Genomic DNA, 20,725 nt, shown 5'->3' on the forward strand with positions numbered 1-20,725 from the left:
AAAAATAATCTGTGTAAATCTGTCTTATCTGTGTTATCTGTGTCTATTAAAACCCCGCCGGAAGCTAAAGCTTCCGCTACATCGGAGCGACCAAAGGTCGCCCTGCAAATTGCCAATTCTTTGAGCATCTACATTAATGCTCCTGATAGCGTTTTATTAACAAAAAATAATCTGTGTAAATCTGTCTTATCTGTGTTATCTGTGTCTATTAAAACCCCGCCGGAAGCTAAAGCTTCCGCTACATCGGAGCGACCAAAGGTCGCCCTGCAAATTGCCAATTCTTTGAGCATCTACATTAATGCTCCTGATAGCGTTTTATTAACAAAAAATAATCTGTGTAAATCTGTCTTATCTGTGTTATCTGTGTCTATTAAAACCCCGCCGGAAGCTAAAGCTTCCGCTACATCGGAGCGACCAAAGGTCGCCCTGCAAATTGCCAATTCTTTGAGCATCTACATTTATGCTCCTGATAGCGTTTTATTAATCAAAAATAATCTGTGTAAATCTGTCTTATCTGTGTTATCTGTGTCTATTAAAACACCCTACGGGGACTACTGATATGAACTGCGTTCATAATTAAGGTTGCCGCGTGAATCCGCGTAATCCGCGTAATCCGCGTCTATTAAAAATCTTACTAAAACACAATTCCATACAGCAAGGCATACAGAATATTATAGAGAGGCCAGATAATAAATCCGGCAACTTTAGTAAAAATAAGCAGTAATAGTATCAGAGGCCCGTACGGCTCCAGTTTATACATAAACTGGGCACCGGAGTCAGGGAGCAAACCGGCCAGAACCTTAGAACCATCCAGCGGTGGAATCGGCAGCAGATTAAAAACGGCCAGGATTATATTTATCTGCACCAGGGGAACGACAAGCATTAATAATGTATTGCTGTTGTGCCCACCTAACAGACGTAAAATTAGCAGGGCGCCCAAAGCCAGCATAATATTCATCACCGGACCCGCCAACGATACCAGCATCATGCCTTTTTTCACAGTGACATTTTTAAAGTTGTAGGGATTCACCTGTACGGGTTTGGCCCAACCAAAGTGGAAAAAAAGCAACATGAAAAATCCCATCCAATCTATATGGGGCAGCGGATTGATCGTCAGACGCCCCTGATAATAAGGCGTATCGTCACCTAACCAGTCAGCTACCCGGCCATGGGCATACTCATGGAAGGTAAGGGCGATAAGAATGGCCGGCAGGGCGATCATCATTTCATATACGGACTGCATGAGTGAATCTCCCTTCTTCTATCCATTGTTTTAATGTATTAACCTCATCCTCATAATTATGAATCTTCTCATCCAGTTTAAGATAATAAAGCTCGTCCAGAATCTCTTTGAAGATTGGGCCGGGCTTGAGCCCCAGCTCTAACAGATCATACCCATTCACTTCCAACTCTATCTTGTCCTTGAGATCCAGATATCTGGCCACCCTATCCCAGGCTTCCTCATCCTTAATACATAATAGCAGGTAGATCAGATTTTCATTAGTCACACTGGCAATCATTTTGTCCAGATCACTGGGACTAAGATAGGATCTGCGACTGATATCTTCGGCCAGTGCAGGAATACCTAGGGAATCCATAATGCAGCCTTTGGCATAACGGTCGAAAGGATAGCGCTGCATCTCAGCTTCAACCTGTTCAAACGATAATTGAGCAAAGAAAACCACTATATAGATTAGCCAAGGTTTTATTTTGCGGCTATAATATTGTTCTTCCCACCAACCCATAACTACAGGGACTCTCTTGATGGTTTTCCAGCTTACATCATCAACGTCAATTTCCGGCAGCAGATATTTCCACACCCCGGTTCCCCTGATTCTCTCCAGGGCAGGTACCGGATCCTTTTCGTTTAATATGAGAATTAATTCCGCCAAAATCCTCTTGTAGGAAAGGCGCCCCAACATCCGTCGTTCTATGGCATCGCGGGCAAAACGCAGCGTATCGGCTTCAATCGTAAACCGGTAGCGCTGCTCAAAGCGTATGGCCCGTAATATACGGGTGGGATCCTCAACGAAGCTGAAATTGTACAAAATACGTATACTGCCATTCATCAAATCCTTACGGCCTCCGAAATAATCTATCAGATCCCCAAAGTGGCCCGGATTCAAGCAGATAGCCAAAGTATTTATAGTGAAATCGCGTCGGTACATGTCTTCCTTAAGGGATGACTTTTCCACTTTGGGCAAGGCGGCCGGATATTCATAATACTCGGTACGGGCAGTGGCAACATCTATTTTAGTGCCATCCGGCAAAGTAACAACTGCGGTGCGAAAACGATCATGTACCCGCACTTTCCCCCCTAACCGCTCCGCCAATTCGGTGGCCAGCTTCTGTCCATCCCCTTCTACAACCAGATCCATATCAAAATTAGGAACCTTAAGGAAAAGATCTCTAACAAAGCCTCCCACACAATAGACGACTTCTTTGAGGTCTTGGGCAACTTCACCGGCTGTAATTAAATAATAAATAATCTGCGCGGGCAAGCTTTTATCCATCAACTCAGCGCAGTTTTCCCAGGAGCCTTCCGGCAGCAGAAAAAGCACTTCATGATCTTCCGGGTAGTCTTCGCCATGCAAAGTTCTAAGTATATCGGTTCGGGAGACGATACCGGCCAGACGGCCGTTATCGATTACCGGCAAACGTCCGATATCATGTTCTACCATTATCTTCTGAATTTCGCTTACTGTTGTTTGCGGAGATATCGACAAAACCTTACTGGTCATAAACCCCTTGACCGGCGCATGACCAAGTCCGTGTATCCTGGCCTTGTCTACGTCACGCCGGGAAATAACCCCTACTATATTGTCATCCTCCACCACCGGCATCCCGGTATGCCCGTACCTGAGCATAATCCCGCCGGCTTCCTCCATGCTAATCGTTGGAGGCAGTGTCTTGACCGGACTGGTCATAATATCTCCGGCTACAATCAACGGATGGATGAGTTCTTCCACATTTTGCAGGATTTTTTCCATAATCTCCTGGCAATCCCTGCTTTTTATTACAGCTGAAGCAGCCCGGTCATGGCCTCTGCCTCCCATATTTTGAAGAACCTGATTAACCTTAAGGTTATTGCTGCGGCTTCTGCCTATCACATTAACCTTCCCTTCCATCAGGGCAATTACGAAAACGGCATCGCAATTTTCCATTTCCAGCAGGCGATAGGTTACCAGATCCAGGCCGGGTATAAACTCATTACCGTCATAAATCGCCAGTACGATGTCTAAGTCACTTACTTTCTTATGTATAGATGTCTCCAATAATTTTTGCAGCACCAGGCGTTGTTGTTCGGAGAAAGGCTTCTCCATAAAATTAGCCACTACGGACAGGTTCGCTCCACAACTAAGCAGGTGGGCTACGGCATAAGCATCTCGGGCAGTGGTGTTTGGAAACAGCATACTCCCGGTATCGTCATAGATACCCAGAGCCAAGATAGTAGCATCAAAAGGACTTATAGGTATATTGCGATCCATGATCTTTTCAACCAAAATCGTAGTTGCCGCTCCGGTGGGATGAATCTCGACCAGACTGCCTTTAAGATCGTCTGCTGAAACTGGATGATGGTCATAAATGTGAATATCCAGATTATTATTGTCCAACACAGATTTTAGCTGACCCAATCGGTTAGCATTGGCCGTATCCACGACCACCAACCTTTTTACCTGGTTTGGATTAATCTCCTTGGGTGCTTTGATGAACAGTGAATCTTTGTACAAAGCCATGAACTTCTTGACGTTTTTATTAATAGTGCCGGAAAACACCCGTATCGCACCGGGATAAAGCTTGCCCGCCGCGACCATACTGGCTAATCCATCGAAATCCAGCGCATTATGTGAAGTGATAATATCCAAATCATATCTCCCTATATAAAAGAATTATCTGCATTATAGCACACCCATCTTTTAGATTGTACTCTGCCCTTGGAGCCTCAGCATTTAAGAAGTTTCAGAGTATTATGCGCGATAAATAATCTAGCTGAATGCTTTTAATGATTGATTTTGCGTAACAATGAACTTATAATTTCTTAAAAGCTAAGTTCCTATAATGTGCAGTAATTCGATCAAAGTATCTTTGCCAATTAAGGTTGCTGTGTTATTTTTGTCTTTTACCTTTAGGTCTGCTATGGGAGCTGGGGGATTTTTGTTGGCAATATGTATAATTAGGAGGATGAAGTAATGTATGAACAATCAGAGAAGTATAAGGTAAACTATATTCCTGGGAAAGGCGTTGAGGTTCTAGGCCACTGGAAAGACGATATGCATGATATCCGTACCCGTATGCTCATTGATTATTATACTTATACTATTATGGAGGCAGAGGTTACCGGCCCGGTTACCCCTTTTGGGGAAGTATGCCAGATCGGACTGGATAATATGGATAAAATGGTTGGTGTACAGGTAGGGCCTGGTTTTAACAAGATTGTAAAACAAAACCTGATGGGAAAATCGGGCTGTACCCATCTGGGCGAGATGGTTATTAATTCCTTTAAGGCCGGTCTGCAGGCTGCCTCCCGTATAGTTCCTGACTGGGTGGAAGAAGATGATTACAGCAACCGCTGGTCCAACTGGGCCATACTCTTTAAGGATAGCTGTATTTATTTTTCCCAGCCGGATGCGCTGCATAATCTGCAAGACCGGGTGCAAAATGGGGATGGCCCTAAACGGCAGGAAGATTCTACTGATTAGTATATCGCCGACAGGCAGGCAAAACAATTGCCCGGGGAAACGCTACATTTTCCCCGGGCCTTGCCTTGTCTCATAGTAGTAAAAATACTCCTTTGCAGACTAAAACTGTTGGTCAGAATCAACCGGGGTTATATCAATTGTCTTACTCTGGGTTGATTTACTGCTTTGTCTGGCCACTTTCTCGCTTTTTAAGGCCAGGATTTCTTTTTCCAGTTTTTTATTGCGGTTCATCAGTTCCCTTAATTTCTTACCGGTTTTTAGTGCGCGGAAACTATCCACCAGAAAGGTAATCAGCGCTCCTCCCATAGCAGCTATAAGGGCCACCAAAGCGAGTGATATTTTCGATGACTGCCAGGTTAAGAATTGTACCGCCACCGGGGTATCATTTTGAAAAACAAAAACCACAATAGCAGCCAAAAAAAGCAATGCGCCCAGCAGATATGCCGGCATGCTACCCCCCCTCCCAAAATTGAATTGCGACTAGATGATTTGAACTTAATCCAGCTAGTTACATTTTACAAAATTCCAGAGATGTAATGAAAGACTTGAATCGTTTATAAAAAAATTTCCTTGTCATTCATCATTGCGTTCAGGATGACAAGGAAATAATGGTTCATAAAATAAGGTTGCTGTGTCGTTGGCGTCTATTAACTAGCACGCTGTTTAATCTCATAATAAAGCGGGCTGGCAATACAGATCGAAGAATACATCCCGAAGATAAATCCGACCAACAGAGTCATAACGAATCCCTTAAGGGTTGAACCGCCGAAAATGAGCAGGGTTATCAGCGGCAACAATACCGTAACAACAGTGTTTACGGAACGGTTCATGGTCTGCATTATACTCTTGTCAAGCAAAATATCCAGCTGTTCTTTTTTCTTCATGCGCAGGTTTTCCCTTACCCGATCAAATATAACTATAGTATCGTTGATCGAATAACCTACTATGGTCAATATCGCTGCAATAAAGGCTCCGTTGATTTCCCACTGGAAAATCGAGAAGATGCTCAGTACAATCAATATATCATGAAATAGAGCCAAAACCGCCGCCAGACCAAAGGTCCATTCAAAGCGGAAGGAAATATAAATGAGCATCAGTCCCAAAGCTATGGAAATGGCTAAAATAGCATTTTTAGTCAGTTCACTGCCTATGGTAGGACCGACACTTTCGGCACTTAGTAATTGGGCCGTTTTGTATTGGGCTTTTAGGGCTTCGGTTACCTGGGCGGTTTCTTTCTGATTAAGCTCATTGGTGCGTATAAAAAACTCGGCTCCGCTTTTTTGTACACTTACTTCTTTTGTAACTTTCAAATCATTAACCGTATTGCGAACCTCCGGTGCGGAAACGGCAGCATCAATTTTGTAGCGTAATGCTGATCCGCCGGTAAAATCTATACCCCGGTTAAACCCCTGTATAAGCATTGATATTAAACCGGTCACGATAATTACGGTTGAAAATATATAAAACCATTTTCTGTTCTTGATAAAATGCATTTTCTCCCCTCCTTACACCCCGTATAATTTGTTGTTCTTGCTAAGATCGGCAAACAACACCAGCATATACCGGGTAAAAGTCAAGGCTACCAGCAAACTGGCGATGATACCAATGGAGAGGGTAACGGCAAATCCTTTGATGGGTCCGGTCCCAAACCAGATCAGCACCAGAGCCGCAATCAAGGTAGTCAGGTTGGCGTCAAAAATCGTCCAGAAAGCACGGGCAAAACCGGATTCTATAGCTGCTTTCATGGTCTTGTTAAGACGCAATTCTTCTTTTATGTGTTCGTAGATTATAATGTTGGCATCAACGGCTATTCCGATTGACAGGATAAAACCGGCAATTCCAGGCAAGGTCAACACCGCCCCCAAAACGGCCATCGTTCCTAATACTAAGACCGTGTACAATACCATGGAAATATCGGCCACCAGACCAGGCAGGCGATAATAACCCAGTATAAATATCAAGATAGCCAGTAAACCCACCAAGCTGGCTTTAACACTCTTAGCCAAAGAATCACTGCCCAAGGTCGCACCTACGGTGCGCTTTTCCATTATGCCAAAGGAGACCGGCAATGCCCCGGAGCGGAGCAAAACCGCCAGATCCTGGGCTTCTTTGGCAGTGAAGTTGCCTTCAATTTGAGCCTGCCCGTTGGGAATGGGTCCATCAACCTTCGGGGCACTGATAATCTTGCCATCGAGCACGATAGCAATGGGTTTGCCTACATTGGCGGACGTTGCAGCCGCAAACAGCTTGGCTCCTTCTTTGTCAAACTCCAAGCTTACAACGGCTCCCTCCCCACCTGGGGAAACCTGAGCCTGAGCATCTTTAAGGTTTTTACCGCTTACCAGCACCTTGCCTGCTTCATCCATAAATTCTAATTGCGCGGTGTTTTTTATAATGTTGACTGCTTCTTCCGGATCCTTAACCCCGGCCAGTTCAATGACGATACGGTCATTTCCCTTGGGGTAAATGATAGGCTCAGACACCCCCAGGGCATCCACCCGTTTGCTCAGAACACCGATAGATTTCTGAATGGTATCGGCTGATATCTTTTCTCCCGGCTTCTCCTGGGCCTGTAATTCAACGTGCAGTCCACCCTGCAAATCAAGCCCCAAATTCAAATTGTTTTTGATCGGCTGGTAGGTAAAATAGGCTAGAAAAGCCAGGGCCACAACAATCGCACATATTATCGCAATACTGGAGTTCTTGCGCACCAGTTTGTCCTCCTTCCAACAACTTTTGTAAAATCACGTATTATATTATGCTCACCTGTTTATAGCAGTTTCGCACCGTTAATTATCAATTCAAATTCACAACCCAAATAATTGGCCGCCCTGCGGCACATCAACATGCGGCTTAAAAAAATTTCAAAGTACTCCATTACCGGACAGATACTTATATCAATCGTAAGTTCCATGCTAATAAGCTTTTGCTCACATTGTATCTGCAGCGATGTTTTTTCCACCGCGTAGTTTACCCGATCATGAATATCGAAGGTAGCTACATCCAGATTCCTTACCCGGTTTCGGTGAACATGGGATTTATCCGCCAAAATCAAGGCGGCCGTAACTGGATGAACAGCATGTCCGCTGCCTTCATCATGATTACCTATGGCAGCACATATAATCGATATTTCTTCTGGCTTCATCTCCATTCTGCGCAGGATTTTCATGGCTATTAAGGCACCACTCTGACTGTGCCGGTTACGATTGACCACATTGCCCAGATCATGCATATACCCTGCAATACCGGCCAGTTCAGCCGTGCGGCTATCGTAACCTAACTGCAGCAAAATATCCCTGGCCGCTTCGGATACCAAACCGATGTGTAATTTGCCATGGTCGGTATACCCCATAGCACCCAAATGCTCATTGCCCTTCAAAATGAAGGACTCAATGAGCTGGTTGTTTTTTACATTTTCCAGGGTGACCATTATTAATCCTCAATTTTATGGGATATAGCTTTTTTTACAAACTCAATTTCCGTATTGTCAGCCACTTTAACGACAATCGTTTCATCCTTAACTTTACTTACTTCCCCGCGTATCCCGCCAATAGATACCACTTTATCACCCCGTTTGAGGCTTTCTAAAACGGCATCGTGCTTTTTATCCTGTTTTTTTCGGGGCAGAATAATAAACAAATAGAATATTAAGATAAAAACCCCGAAATATACGGCTACGGTTAGCCATCCCTGCTGACTGGCCACGGTGTTAGTACCAGCAATAAACAAAATATATCCCTCCTTAGTTTGCTCTAACCTTATATTTTTTCGCCAATCCCTGGCAAAATCCTCTTGTTAAAACTTGTAACTTGCATAAAAATTGGTATAGAATTCGTTGAATCTATCTTCAGCTATAGCCTGACGTATATCCTGCATCATTTTAATCAAAAAATAAAGATTATGATAAGTAATCAGGGTATGGGCCAGTATTTCTTCCGCTTTCACCAAATGGCGAATATAGGCCCGGGAATAATTTTTACATACCCGGCAGTCGCAGTCAGTATCCAAAGCTCTAAAATCGGCGGCATATACTGCGTTGCGAACCACCAGTTTGCCCCGATGGGTAAAGGCCGTACCATGGCGGGCGATCCGGGTAGGCAAGACACAATCGAACATATCCACTCCCCGAGCCACACCTTCCACCAGATCCTCAGGGGCTCCTACCCCCATTAAATACCGGGGTTTGTCAGTGGGCAGGAGCTGGTGGGTCAGATCCAATATCCGGTACATATCCTCTTTGGGTTCACCTACACTCAGGCCGCCGATAGCATAGCCGGGAAAATCCAGAGCCGTGATTTCGCGGGCGCTTTTTTCCCTCAGATCAGCAAATATATTGCCTTGAATAATCCCAAATAAAGCCTGATCCGAACAATTGTGGCTATCCCGGCAGCGTTTGGCCCAGAGCGAAGTCCTGGTAACGGCTTGGTCAGCCTCCTCATAACTGCAAGGATAAGGCGCACATTCGTCAAAACACATAGCTATATCCGCGCCCAGTTTCTGTTCAATCTCCATAACGATCTGCGGGCTGAGGAAATGACGGGAACCATCAATATGGGAATTAAATACCACTCCCTCATCGCTTATTTTACGCAGACCCTGCAGGCTGAATATCTGAAAACCGCCGCTATCAGTGAGGATGCCGCGCGGCCAGTTCATGAATTTATGCAAGCCCCCGGCCCGTTCCACCAAATCTGCACCCGGCCGGAGATATAAATGGTAGGTATTTGACAATATTATCCCGGCTCCCATTTCAGTTAGCATTTCCGGGGTTACGGCCTTTACCGTAGCCTGGGTTCCGACCGGCATAAAAATCGGGGTATCAAATACACCGTGGGAGGTACTTAAACGTCCCAGACGGGCCGCAGAAGCATCGTCATTTTTAGTAACCTGAAATGTAAACACCAAAAACCCCCTAATTATCTCGCGCAATACTTACCTTATTAAACCCCCATGGACGGAGGCCACAACCACCTATGAAAATGGTTCGCGATACGGACGGGGAAGCTTTGCATCCCACCGGAAGCTAAAGCTTCCGCTACATCGGAGCGACCAAAGGTCGCCCCTACAAATTGCCGATTCTTTTGAGCATTTACGATTATGCTGCTAATAGCGTTTTATTAATTAAAATAATCCCCCTACGGGGACTACTGATATGAACTGTGTTCATAATTAAGGTTGCCCCCTGCGGGGACTACTGATATGAACTTCATTCATAATTAAGGTTGCCCCCTGCGGGGACTACTGATATGAACTGCGTTCATAATTAAGGTTGCCGGGTGAATCCGCTAAATCCGCGTGATCCGCGTCTATTTACTTACTAACATAGCGTCACCATAGCTGAAAAAACGATACTCTTTCTCAACCGCATGGCGATAAGCCTTGAGCGTATTATCAAGCCCGGCAAAAGCTGCTACCAACATAATTAAGGAAGAACCGGGCAGATGGAAATTGGTAATGATCTTATCGACCGCCCGGTAGCGGTAGCCTGGATAAATAAATCGGTTGGTTTCACCTGACTGGGCCGTAAACCCATGGTTTTCATTATATACCGTTTCCAGTGTTCTTACCACTGTTGTTCCCACCGCAATAATATTTTTCCCATTCTGTTTGGTATTATTTAATAAGTATGCCGTTTTAGCATCTATTTGGTAATATTCATAATGCATTTGATGATTTCTAATATCTTTGCTGCTGACCGGCCGAAAGGTGCCTAAACCTACATGCAGTAGAACCGGTGCAATATTTATGCCTTGCGCTGCAATACGCTCCAACAGTTCTTCAGTAAAATGCAGCCCGGCTGTAGGGGCGGCAGCCGAACCGGCTGACTGCGCATAAACCGTCTGATAACGGATCTTGTCGTCTTCTTCAGCCGGGCGATTAATATAAGGGGGCAGAGGCATTTGTCCTACCCCATTGATAAATTCCATTTCGTTGGGACAATTGTGAAATGTTAACAGCCGTGCTCCATCCTCCAACTCGGCAACTACCTCGGCTTCTACCTGGGGAGATGTTTCAAAAAAAACCCTCGTCCCCAACGGCATGCGCCGGGCAGGTTTTACCAATGCCTTCCAATGTCCATTCTCTTGGTTTAATAGTAATATTTCTATCCTGGCACCGGTTTTCTTGCGAGCAAAAAGACGGGCGGGGATGACCCTGGTATTGTTTAAAACGAGCGTGTCTCCAGGCTCCAGATATTCGATTATGTCTTTAAATATCCGATCTTCAAATTCCCCCGTCTGGCGATCCATTACCAGAAGCCGGGCCTCATCACGCGGCTCAGCCGGGAATTGGGCAATCAGATGGGGGGGCAGGTCAAACTGATAGCTTTGTAAAAGGTAGGGATTCAGATCCTTCATTATTTTTTTCTCCTATAACGTTCAAATTCACTGTACAAACAGCCGCAGTATTGCTGCCGATAAAGCCCCATTTCCCTGGATATAACCCCGGTCTGAGCAAATCCTGTGCGAAAATCCCGGTACAAGAAAGGTACGCCATACTTCTTGCCAATAGCTTCCCCCAGCTCATGGATCGTATCGTGCTTCTGGTAACTACTAACCAAAAGGGTCGTAGAATAATAATCAAACTTGCCCTTTTTGGCTATATGGGCAGCTTGTTCCAATCTAATCTGGTAGCAAAAGAAACAACGTCTGGCTTCCCGGTAAGCTATTGCCTGAAAGTAGGCTTCCGGATTGTAGTTTTCGTCAAAGAGAACCTTTAAGTCAACCGCTGCCGCGTACTGCTCCAATGCTTCCTTTCGCTTAAGCCATTCGGTGTAAGGGTGAATATTCGGATTCATAAAGTAGCCCATGACCTCAAATCCCTCCTCCCGCAGAGCCGGAACAGGATAAGTGGCACATGGCCCACAACAAATATGCAAAAGCACCTTGGACATACCATCACTTCCATCAGATAATAGTATAACCGTACATTTAACCAAAACTGCGCCATTGGGTTTCCATTTACAGACGCGGATTGCGCGGATTTTCGCGGCTCATTCTTTTTAAATAACTACAATTTGAGTCAAGAAAGCGTTTACTTAGACCTACCTACAGGGGGTTAAGTAGACCGCGACATTGACCGTGGGGAAAATCAGTAATTCCTAACAATAAACTAAACCGCGAAAATCTGCGTAATCCGCGTCCATTATTTACGGCGTGGTTTTAGTCTACTGCGACGTTTCTTCTATATCAGTAAATAATACCGCTTCTTTCGGGCTGGGTTGGGGATAACCCAGGAGGCGGTAGGCGTTTTCAGTCGCCATCCGACCCCGGGGAGTCTTTTGGATAAATCCCAATTTTAATAAATATGGTTCATAAACATCGGTTAAGGTATCATTTTCCTCCGAAATAGCGGCGGCCAGGGTTTCCAGTCCGACCGGTCCTCCGCCGAATTTATTTATTATAGCATCCAGTATCATCCTGTCAACCGTATCCAAGCCATAGCGATCAATCTCCAGCATAGCCAGGGCCTGACTGGCAGTAGCTTGGTCGATAGTTCCATCGGATTTCACCAGGGCGTAGTCGCGCACCCTCTTTAAAAGCCGATTCGCCACCCGGGGCGTGCCGCGCGAACAACGGGCAATTTCCCGGGCTCCGTCCTCGCTGATAACGATCCCTAGTATCGCAGCTGCTCGGATAATAATCAAAGTCAAATCATCCGGGGTATAAAAATCCAGGCGGCAGCTTATTCCAAATCTATCTCTAAGCGGAGAGCTTAACAGGCCGGGCCGGGTAGTCGCCCCGATTAATGTAAAAGAAGGCAGGTCGATTTGCAAAGTGCGGGCCGCCGGTCCCTTGCCAATAACAATATCGATTACATAGTCCTCCATGGCCGGATACATGATTTCCTCAATACTACGGTTTAAGCGATGAATTTCATCGATAAACAAAACCTCTCCTGGTTCCAAGTTGGTCAAAATAGCCGCTAAATCACCCGGTCTTTCAATAGCCGGGCCGGAGGTCTTGCGAATGGGCTGGCCCATTTCATTGGCCATTATGGTTGCCAGGGTCGTTTTGCCCAAACCCGGAGGTCCACTGAGTAAAACGTGATCCAGGCTCTCGCCTCTTTCCCGGGCCGCCGCGATAAAAATGCTAAGGTTATCCTTGGCTCGATCCTGCCCGATATAATCAGTAAGTCTTAATGGCCGCAAGGATCCTTCGTTATAATCTTCTTCCCGAATAAGCTGGGAGGATATCAGACGGTTATCAGACATCTATTGGTCTCCCTTCTATTTTTTGCCGATTAGCGCTTGTTTTTTCAATACCTTTTTAATATTGTCCTCTACCCGATCAGCCAGCTCTCCCTGGGCTCTTAATTCCATCAACACAGGAAAAATCTCGCTGCGGTTATACCCTAGGGTTTCCAGGGCTTGCAGAACATCTTCCAGTTGATTGTTATCATCAGGTTCAGTCTGGATAGTCTGATGGGCACCGATCTTGTCTTTTAATTCGAAAACGAGACGCTGGGCTGTTTTTTTGCCTACACCTGGTACGGTGGTAAGGGTTTTTTCGTCACCACTGGCAACGGCTTGATAAAATCTTTCCGGTTCAAACGTACCTATTATACTTAAAGCCGCCCGCGCTCCTATGCCGCTCACGGTTAAAAGGAGTTTAAATAGTTCCAATTCTGCCCGGTTGTAAAAACCATACAATTTGAATTCATTTTCCATGACCTGCAGATAGGTATGTATTAACACCTGTTCCCCCACTGCGGGCAATTTAGACAACATGCGGTTATGTATCTGAATTTCATAACCCAGGCCGGCTGCTTCAACTATGATAAAATCCGGCAGGGCTTGAAACAGCCTGCCATTTAAAAAAGCAATCATCGTTTAATACCACCTTTGCTTAATCTTGTCATCCGATAAGAATGAATATGGCAAATAGCTATAGCCAGGGCATCAGCCGCATCATCAGGCCGGGCAACCTGTTCCATGCGCAGTATTTTCTGAACCATTATCTGAACCTGCCTCTTGTCGGCATTGCCGTAACCAGATACCGCCTGTTTTACCTGCAGAGGTGTATATTCGGCTAATTCCAAACCCCGTGCTGCCGTTGCCATTAAAAGGACCCCCCGGCTTTGTGCTACACTGATCACCGTTTTGGCGTTCTTGTGATGAAACAATTCTTCTATAGCGACCGCCTCCGGCTGATATTCATCCAATAAGTGGTTGAATTCCTGATGTATTTTTAAAAGCCGCAATTGCATGGGCAGATCGGCAGAAGTACGAATCGTACCATACGTAATCAGCTGCTCTTTGCCCTTTATGTAATCTACTACCCCATACCCGGTAGTTGCTGTACCCGGATCTACCCCAAGAACCAACATAAACCTTTTCCCACCTTAGTTTTCCAGATGTTGTTTGTAAATATTAACTCCATATTACTTCAAAAACGCAACTCCCGCCATGTCAACCAAATAAAAAACCAAGGCCGATTGCCTTGGTTTCTGCTAATTAAATGTTTTTTCTAACTATTTTAATCCGGGTTTTAATAATAATGGGATGGATAGTTTTTTATGTCCTTCAATGCCCATAAAGCCGCGCAAATCACCCCTGATTATTAAATATACTCATCCATATTCTCCAGGGTATCATTTAAGGCCTGATCATCCATAAACTCATATTTGCCATCCTCAATTCCCTTTTGAATCTGCGCCGGCAAGGTATCGAATCTAATCGCGGTTACCCGCCAAAGTGTATCGTTATGGCTATCCGGGCCGCGATAAACAGCGACCATTTCCCGGTATTTTTTCAAGCGTGTTTTTCCTTTGTCCTGAGGGGACCAATCATTTATTTTTTGGAGAATCAACAAGGTCTTGTCCTGCCAGGATACAGAAAAACCATTGGCCGGACTGTATTTTTCACGTACTTGAGCCAAACTCATGCCTATAATACCATTTTTATCGGTAAACTCTGCTTCAAATACTCGGGCAGACAAAATATATTCTTTCTTAAATAAAATAGGTGTGTTTTCGGTAATACGAGGCATTGGCTCAGTTATATGAACGGCTGGTTTTTTGGAATTTGGCCAAATATTTTGGGTTTGCACAAGGTAGGCCAACCCATAGCCCATTGCAAAACTGGCTACCAGGATAGTAATCAAATAAGCTCCTATACGTGGTTTATTAATGGCTATCACCTCTTATTCCCATTTTACCCTTTTAATCTCTTTTTATACTGCAAAAAATTGCTATAATATAAATATATAGGTGAAACTTGTTGATCTGCCGTCTGCTAATTACTATAAAATGATGAGGAGGCTGAGAAAACCAAGCGTTTGTGATTGCTGGTATAATCCTTGACATTAAGCTTATAATAAATTATAAGGATGCTGGATACGTAGCCTTAAAACCTTGTTATTAGGAGGTAATAAAATGGTTTCATCGCAAAAGATACCTCAAGACCTGGTGCAGGCTTTTGAAGCCTTGAATCAAAACGAAATTAATATACTAGACATTAACTACGCCTTCGAGGAGATTGATCCACCCGTTCCCGTATCCATGTCTGTCCGGTTTTCGACCCGGAATGCTGACCTAGACGATTTTGATTGGGCCGGTATTCGATTTGCAAACTACGATTACGATATGGAGATGAAGGATTTTACGAGCGACCAGCCTGATCCAATTATTAATTCCAAAGATTTTTACAGAAGTATCGAAGCAATAATTTCCAATGGTTTTTTCTGGGAAACAGATGATGAAGAATTTTCTCCCAGCCCTGAACTGCAAATAAGCCTGGGAATAGCTCCGCGCAAATCCGACAAACAGGATCCCCATAAAATACTGCGTCAATTTAACCGTCTGCCTGAAAATGAAATCGATATATTTTCAACGGATGACGGCATCTTTGAATCCAACTATAAAGTAGTAAGTAATTTTGAGGTCAATGTTCCTTTGAAGGTTTATAGCGAAGACGAGGACTGGGTTATCAAAGCTGATCTGCCTGATATCGTATTTTATAATGTTTCCCCAAGAGATGACGTTTTTCCCGAACAGCTCAATTTTAAAAGCGTATTGGCACTTTTGCCGGATAGGATCAATGTCAGACAGTTCAAACCCAGTTTTGTGGACGGACAGTTTCGCCTGGAGCTTCCCAAACGAGAAGAATTAAGAGCTAGTCGTTAAATAATTCCTTTATATTAATTTAAAAAAGCGAGCTTTTAAAAGCTCGCTTTTTTAATAGTGCTGCTTAGCTTAATTTTTCCAACAGTTCATCAGGGATGGAGAGATTGCTGTATAGGTTTTGAACATCGTCATGGTCTTCCAGTACGTCGATCAGTTTTAAGATCTTCGCAGCTATGTTTTCATCAGTGATTTCCACGCTTGTTTGCGGGAGCATGACGATATCGGCATATTCAATTTTAACCTGTAATTCCAGTTTTTCCTTGACATCCATGAACGATTCCGGTGAGGTGATAATCTCCAGACTGTCTTCATCTTCGCGAACATCATCAGCTCCCAGTTCAATTGCCAGCAGCATGAATTCTTCCTCATCGGTTTTGACATCTTCACGATTAACGGTAATCAATCCGACCCGGTCAAAAAGGTATGACACACAACCTGTTTCCCCTAAATTACCTCCATGTTTGGAAAAAAGATGGCGGATATCCGAGGCAGTACGATTACGATTATCAGTGGCTATATCCAGCAATATCGCTACACCACCGGCGGCATAGCCCTCATAGTTCATCTCTTCAATAACATCACTTTCCAAATCTCCGGTACCTCTTTTTATCGCCCGATTGATATTATCGTTAGGCATATTAATCGCTTTGGCTTTTTGTATGGCGAGTTTTAATTTGGAGTTGGCTTCCGGGTCGCCTCCCCCTGATCTGGCCGCCAGGATAATTTCCTTGGCGATACGGGTATATTCCTTTCCCTTTTTTTCATCGGTACGGGCTTTTTTATGTTTAATGGTTGACCACTTACTATGTCCTGACATCTATTTGCCTCCCTTAATATAAATACCTACCAAACCCAGGGAATTATTTTTTTGGTTTTTTGCATATAATCCAGATACGCATCCCCAAAATGACTGAGTAACAACTCTTCCTCGATATTTATCCGGTATATCAGGGCTGGTATCGTGGTCAAAAGCATTATAAGCATAGCTCCCCAGGAATTCAAAACCATAGGTATGGCTATAAAACTAATTAGTGAACCTAGATATAGGGGATGTCTTATCTTTCTATATGCGCCGGTAGTGATAAGCTTATGATTTTCATATATTGATACCCGTGGGTTAAAGAACTTGCCGATAGAATTAAATCCCCACCAGCGAACTGCGCAGGAGATGATAAATAATCCAAACCCTGCATATATAACGGTTGGTTCCCAGTCAAAATTCCGCGTATAGTGTATTTCCAAAAAATCAATGGCAGCGAATAATAAGGCTATCATAAAAGATAACTGCAGATAAAGATAGCTTTTTTTATCATTATCCTGGGTTACATAATCCTCCGGATCCTGATAAATCCAAAACTCAAATACCACCTGCCAGATTAGATACAGGGCAAAGAAAGCTGCCATAACTCCAAAATCAAAACGGGGCAAATTTTTCCAGCCGATATAACCTACATACGCGAAAATTAACAAGGCTCCGCCCATCCTGATTAATACATTGCGCTGTCTGGTATTCATGACGGATTTTCTCCAAAATTGGCAGGCAATATAGCTATCGGCGGCATCTGACGTTTGTGGGCGCTTTTTTCGTGCAAGGCTTGAATCTTGGCTATAGTTTGGACATCACCCTGTCCCGAACGTATATACTCGTCCAGATCTTTATAGGAAATACCCATTTCATCCTCATCTGTCTGCCCAATCCATAAACCGGCAGAAGGTTTCCGCTCAATAATCGGCTGCGGGATATTAAGATACTTGGCCAGTTCATATACCTGATCCTTGCGCAGATCCCCCAGAACCTGCAAATCAACGCCGTCATCCCCGTGTTTCGTGTCATATCCCACCATGATTTCGCTTTTATTGCTGGTACCCAAAACCAGGTAATGGTTAGCTTGGGCAAAATAATACAGGCACGTCATCCTTAAACGGGGCTTGATATTGGCCTTAAGCAGCCTTTCCAATGCCGGATCAGGTTTTATATGGGTCGCAAAAGTATCCAGCAGGGATTTAAAGACATCATCCAGGGCAATTTCGTGATAAGGAATCTTTAGGAATTCAGCTACCAGTCGGCCATCAGTTACGTCCTGGATATCGCTTTCACAAGGCATAACCAAGCCCAGACAATTATCCGGGAAAGCCTCTTTGGCTATTGCTGCGGCTACGGCTGAATCGATACCTCCACTGATACCCAGAACCAGTCCCCGACAACCCGCACTCTGAACCTTTTCCTGTAACCATTCAACCAGATAATTATTGATTGCCGCAACGTTCATAAAATACATTCCTCCTCCAATGATTGTGTGAAAAAGCGTACGGACACACCAATCACCGTTGACCGGGGTCTAACTACCCTTTTAATATTCAACATTTAATTTAGCAAATCCTGCTTACCAGGTACTTGAAACTGCGAGAGACTCAATCTTTTTTTCCCTATATCCCGACTACTTCTATGTTTCCCCAGGCAGCCATTTTATCATCCTTGATTGCTAATACACCGGTGACACCGTTTATAGCTTTTACAAAATTTACGGCTTTCATTAAATCATTGGTATCCTGAACCAGGTTGGCCGCTCCGGTAGCAGCTGCATCGGCCAGAGAGGTGTGAGGGCTTAGTACCACAACAGCATCAGCCTGGCCCAGGCTGATGCTGGGGCCTACCGTTCCTGAAGAAGTGCAAATACCGATGGGACTCTGCTTGGCCCTTACCCGCAGGGCGATCTTGTGGCTGAAGATAGATTGACCGGCAAAAACTGAAATCAAACGGTCGCACTGGCTGTTTAAATATATATCACCGCCATTTTCTATGATAACCTCCTGCACTTCTGATTTAATTTTTTCTCCCACTGCCTGAGCTATTGCCCCCGCCACCGCAGCCATCGGGCCAACGCCCGCGCAGAAGGCGGCCCCGGACATTATGGAAGCTATGGCAGGAGCACCAGGTATTAGCGGCAGAGGTTTAAACGAAGTTCTAAACTCAGGATGGATACTTATATAGTTTTCCAATTCAGCCCGCAATCGCAATATTTCTTCCTTACATAAAACCGACAGCCGATCGGTGTAACTCGCTTTATCCACACCAATCGCCAGATCCGTTTCTTTTATACTCACCTGAAAGTAACGCAGATCTCTGGCTTCATGCCGAACCCGATAATCCCTTTGCACATACTCAACTGCCGGTTTTTTATCCATCGTTCTTTTAAACGGCCTCCTTGACCTCAAAATGCAGCTCAATAGCGCGGGTAGGGCAGCAATCCAGGCACATGCCGCAAACCACGCATTTGGCGTTGTCAAAAGATACCTCCATGGTGTCCCGATTCATATCCAACGCAGCCGTAGGGCAGAAAGAAGTACAGGCTCCGCATTGGATACAAAGCTGTTCATTCCATATGATATTTTCACTTAAAGGCTCCATAATAATTCCCAGGCTCTCCATAAATTTTGTGCCCTGCTCATAACTTTCCGGGCTGCCTTCTAATTCTATTACCAGGTAGCCTTCTTTTTGCGAATTGATGTCGGCTTTTAATATGTTGATAATTAGATCATAATTTTTAATTAAACGATAGATCACCGGTTGTTCAGATTGAGAAGTGGAAAAATAGCATACTATTTTATTTTTCATCTTCTAGCCCTCCCATTAGCAAAGCTCAACCCATTGGGGGTTCTCTCTGGAATTGATTTAAAAACGATATCACTTTCAGCTGAAGGAATAGCGGCTACCGGCTGAGTCAGCTCAAAGCTGCCATTTTTTATCCATTGTTTTAGTGTTTCTGCAATCTGCCTGGCCCGCGGATAGCTGGACTGGGGCGTGGTAACTACGTTATTACCGTTGATTTTGATTTTACCACTCTTTAGCTCCTTGAAGTTGGCAAATCCAAGCTCCATAGGTTTAGAGTAGGGGTAGCCCTCATTATAATCCACAATTGGGCAATAAATATCTTCATCTTTAACGGCTGTATAACGCAGCATCTCTTCATCCAAGATGGGAATTGGTATTCCTACCCCTACCGCCATCGTAGCACCATAACCGATATAGCTTAAGCCAACCAGCCAATTAGGATCCATCCCCTTAAGGTCGCCGATTAGGGACAGGGTTGCAGCTGTAACTTTCGGTACGCCGTTGTCACCGCGCAGAACGTTGGGATGATGCTGGGTGCCGTGCCAGGCCACATAGCCTATGCCTCCCCCCAGAAATATACGGGTACCAACACCTATGGTGCGATAGTATGGATCATTAAATAAGGGACTTAACTGCCCGGAAGTAGAATAACTGGCATTTCCAATTCGGGGCTTTAAAATTCCCATATACGTATATAAGGTCCGCTCTCCCATATTTATCGCACAATTATAATTCTGATAGGCGTTGCGGGGATTAAACAGAAATGCATCGTTGACATCATCCAAGGTAATAATGGTATCTACCTTTTTATTCGGATAGCAATCCGTTCCATAACCAGTTGCCTCCAGACGAACCTGTTTGCCGGCTACCAGATCATGTATGACATGTCCGCCGCCGTAAGTAAAACGGCCTGGGAAAACTTTGTTTTCCGGGTCGTAGTCAGGTAACTGGGCAGCGCCAATATAGGCATCAACAGCCGCAATCCCCGAGTATGCTTCCACCCCGTTTAACCAAACTTTCTTCATTTTAATACGGGGATTGGAATGTCCGAAATTTATAAAAGCACCTGATGAACACATCGGTCCAAAGGTACCGGTTGTTACCACATCAATTTCCTGAGCAGCCTTTTCGTAGCCTTTTTCTTCAACTATTCCAATCACTTCTTCGGCTGTAACAACGACTGCTTCTCCTTTTCTGATCTTCTCATTGATTTCTTCATAAGTCTTTTTAACTGCCATATTTCTTCCCTCCACCAATTTATTTAACGGCTCTCTGATATACAATAATC

The 20,725-nt window shown here is 44.5% G+C and carries 23 protein-coding genes; 3 read left to right on the top strand and 20 right to left on the bottom strand.

The window, feature by feature from the left end; genetic code table 11:
* The coding region (locus AAV90_RS15285) for a hypothetical protein (RefSeq protein WP_207642062.1) at positions 1–558 on the top strand (558 nt) is incomplete at its 5' end.
* A 76-nt stretch (positions 559–634) separates the two neighbouring features.
* Here the strand turns inward: AAV90_RS15285 and AAV90_RS10990 are convergent.
* Positions 635–1,243 (bottom strand): site-2 protease family protein, encoded by a 609-nt coding sequence (locus tag AAV90_RS10990; RefSeq protein ID WP_046498970.1) that lies wholly within the window; start codon positions 1,241–1,243, stop codon positions 635–637.
* Positions 1,227–3,866, bottom strand: a complete 2,640-nt coding sequence (locus AAV90_RS10995; RefSeq protein ID WP_046498973.1) for a CBS domain-containing protein — start codon at positions 3,864–3,866, stop codon at positions 1,227–1,229. The genes AAV90_RS10990 and AAV90_RS10995 overlap by 17 nt, the downstream gene beginning before the upstream one ends.
* Before the next feature lie 324 nt (positions 3,867–4,190).
* Between AAV90_RS10995 and AAV90_RS14185 the strand changes: the two genes are divergently transcribed.
* Positions 4,191–4,700: a DUF2889 domain-containing protein gene (locus tag AAV90_RS14185; protein WP_052729748.1), complete on the top strand. Its 510-nt coding sequence runs from the start codon at positions 4,191–4,193 to the stop codon at positions 4,698–4,700.
* Between the two features lie 99 nt (positions 4,701–4,799).
* On the opposite strand, the gene AAV90_RS11005 is transcribed toward AAV90_RS14185, so the two are convergent.
* From AAV90_RS11005 to AAV90_RS11060, 12 genes are all read right to left on the bottom strand, one after another.
* On the bottom strand, positions 4,800–5,150 hold the full coding sequence (locus tag AAV90_RS11005) for a LapA family protein (RefSeq protein ID WP_046498974.1): 351 nt from the start codon (positions 5,148–5,150) through the stop codon (positions 4,800–4,802).
* Positions 5,151–5,347: 197 nt separating this feature from the next.
* Positions 5,348–6,193 (bottom strand): protein translocase subunit SecF, encoded by an 846-nt coding sequence (gene secF / locus AAV90_RS11010; RefSeq protein WP_046498977.1) that lies wholly within the window; start codon positions 6,191–6,193, stop codon positions 5,348–5,350.
* Between the two features lie 12 nt (positions 6,194–6,205).
* Positions 6,206–7,411, bottom strand: coding sequence for a protein translocase subunit SecD (secD, locus tag AAV90_RS11015; RefSeq protein WP_046498980.1), 1,206 nt, complete (start codon positions 7,409–7,411; stop codon positions 6,206–6,208).
* 59 nt (positions 7,412–7,470) lie between these two features.
* A complete protein-coding gene (locus AAV90_RS11020; protein ID WP_046498983.1) occupies positions 7,471–8,130 on the bottom strand; it encodes an HD domain-containing protein in 660 nt (219 codons plus the stop codon).
* A 2-nt stretch (positions 8,131–8,132) separates the two neighbouring features.
* Positions 8,133–8,429, bottom strand: a complete 297-nt coding sequence (gene yajC, locus AAV90_RS11025) for a preprotein translocase subunit YajC (protein ID WP_242847550.1) — start codon at positions 8,427–8,429, stop codon at positions 8,133–8,135.
* A gap of 66 nt (positions 8,430–8,495) precedes the next feature.
* A complete protein-coding gene (gene tgt / locus AAV90_RS11030; RefSeq protein WP_046498988.1) occupies positions 8,496–9,605 on the bottom strand; it encodes a tRNA guanosine(34) transglycosylase Tgt in 1,110 nt (369 codons plus the stop codon).
* 401 nt (positions 9,606–10,006) lie between these two features.
* Positions 10,007–11,056, bottom strand: coding sequence for a tRNA preQ1(34) S-adenosylmethionine ribosyltransferase-isomerase QueA (queA, locus tag AAV90_RS11035; RefSeq protein ID WP_046498991.1), 1,050 nt, complete (start codon positions 11,054–11,056; stop codon positions 10,007–10,009).
* On the bottom strand, positions 11,056–11,592 hold the full coding sequence (locus AAV90_RS11040; RefSeq protein WP_046498994.1) for an epoxyqueuosine reductase QueH: 537 nt from the start codon (positions 11,590–11,592) through the stop codon (positions 11,056–11,058). Before AAV90_RS11040 ends, queA begins: the two co-directional genes overlap by 1 nt.
* A 273-nt stretch (positions 11,593–11,865) precedes the next feature.
* The gene (gene ruvB, locus AAV90_RS11045) at positions 11,866–12,912 is read right to left on the bottom strand and encodes a Holliday junction branch migration DNA helicase RuvB (protein WP_046498997.1); all 1,047 of its coding nucleotides are present in this window, start codon (positions 12,910–12,912) and stop codon (positions 11,866–11,868) included.
* Positions 12,913–12,927: 15 nt separating this feature from the next.
* Positions 12,928–13,527, bottom strand: a complete 600-nt coding sequence (gene ruvA / locus AAV90_RS11050; RefSeq protein WP_046499001.1) for a Holliday junction branch migration protein RuvA — start codon at positions 13,525–13,527, stop codon at positions 12,928–12,930.
* Positions 13,524–14,027 carry a crossover junction endodeoxyribonuclease RuvC gene (gene ruvC, locus AAV90_RS11055; RefSeq protein WP_046499004.1) on the bottom strand — a complete coding sequence of 168 codons (504 nt, stop codon included), beginning with the start codon at positions 14,025–14,027 and terminating at the stop codon, positions 13,524–13,526. The genes ruvA and ruvC overlap by 4 nt, the downstream gene beginning before the upstream one ends.
* 233 nt (positions 14,028–14,260) lie before the next feature.
* Positions 14,261–14,839 carry a hypothetical protein gene (locus AAV90_RS11060; RefSeq protein WP_157609555.1) on the bottom strand — a complete coding sequence of 193 codons (579 nt, stop codon included), beginning with the start codon at positions 14,837–14,839 and terminating at the stop codon, positions 14,261–14,263.
* A gap of 235 nt (positions 14,840–15,074) precedes the next feature.
* Here AAV90_RS11060 and AAV90_RS11065 point away from each other — a divergent pair, with 235 nt between their 5' ends.
* Entirely contained in the window at positions 15,075–15,824 is a 750-nt protein-coding gene (locus AAV90_RS11065) for a hypothetical protein (RefSeq protein ID WP_046499009.1), read from the top strand.
* A 64-nt stretch (positions 15,825–15,888) separates the two neighbouring features.
* On the opposite strand, the gene AAV90_RS11070 is transcribed toward AAV90_RS11065, so the two are convergent.
* The 6 genes from AAV90_RS11070 to AAV90_RS11095 all read right to left on the bottom strand — a co-directional run bounded on the left by AAV90_RS11070 (position 15,889) and on the right by AAV90_RS11095 (position 20,675).
* The gene (locus AAV90_RS11070; RefSeq protein ID WP_046499012.1) at positions 15,889–16,641 is read right to left on the bottom strand and encodes a YebC/PmpR family DNA-binding transcriptional regulator; all 753 of its coding nucleotides are present in this window, start codon (positions 16,639–16,641) and stop codon (positions 15,889–15,891) included.
* 26 nt (positions 16,642–16,667) lie between these two features.
* Positions 16,668–17,339, bottom strand: a complete 672-nt coding sequence (locus AAV90_RS14190; protein ID WP_052729749.1) for a methyltransferase family protein — start codon at positions 17,337–17,339, stop codon at positions 16,668–16,670.
* Complete coding sequence (gene nadE, locus AAV90_RS11080; protein ID WP_046499016.1) at positions 17,336–18,094, bottom strand: NAD(+) synthase; 759 nt, start codon at positions 18,092–18,094, stop codon at positions 17,336–17,338. The genes AAV90_RS14190 and nadE overlap by 4 nt, the downstream gene beginning before the upstream one ends.
* A 157-nt stretch (positions 18,095–18,251) precedes the next feature.
* Positions 18,252–19,010: a UPF0280 family protein gene (locus AAV90_RS11085; protein ID WP_046499018.1), complete on the bottom strand. Its 759-nt coding sequence runs from the start codon at positions 19,008–19,010 to the stop codon at positions 18,252–18,254.
* 7 nt (positions 19,011–19,017) lie between these two features.
* The gene (locus tag AAV90_RS11090) at positions 19,018–19,440 is read right to left on the bottom strand and encodes an NIL domain-containing protein (protein WP_046499021.1); all 423 of its coding nucleotides are present in this window, start codon (positions 19,438–19,440) and stop codon (positions 19,018–19,020) included.
* Complete coding sequence (locus AAV90_RS11095) at positions 19,437–20,675, bottom strand: homocysteine biosynthesis protein (RefSeq protein WP_046499023.1); 1,239 nt, start codon at positions 20,673–20,675, stop codon at positions 19,437–19,439. Before AAV90_RS11095 ends, AAV90_RS11090 begins: the two co-directional genes overlap by 4 nt.
* Between the last annotated feature and the right edge of the window lie 50 nt (positions 20,676–20,725).

This window comes from Syntrophomonas zehnderi OL-4 (assembly GCF_000983115.1).
Lineage (GTDB): Bacteria > Bacillota > Syntrophomonadia > Syntrophomonadales > Syntrophomonadaceae > Syntrophomonas_B > Syntrophomonas_B zehnderi.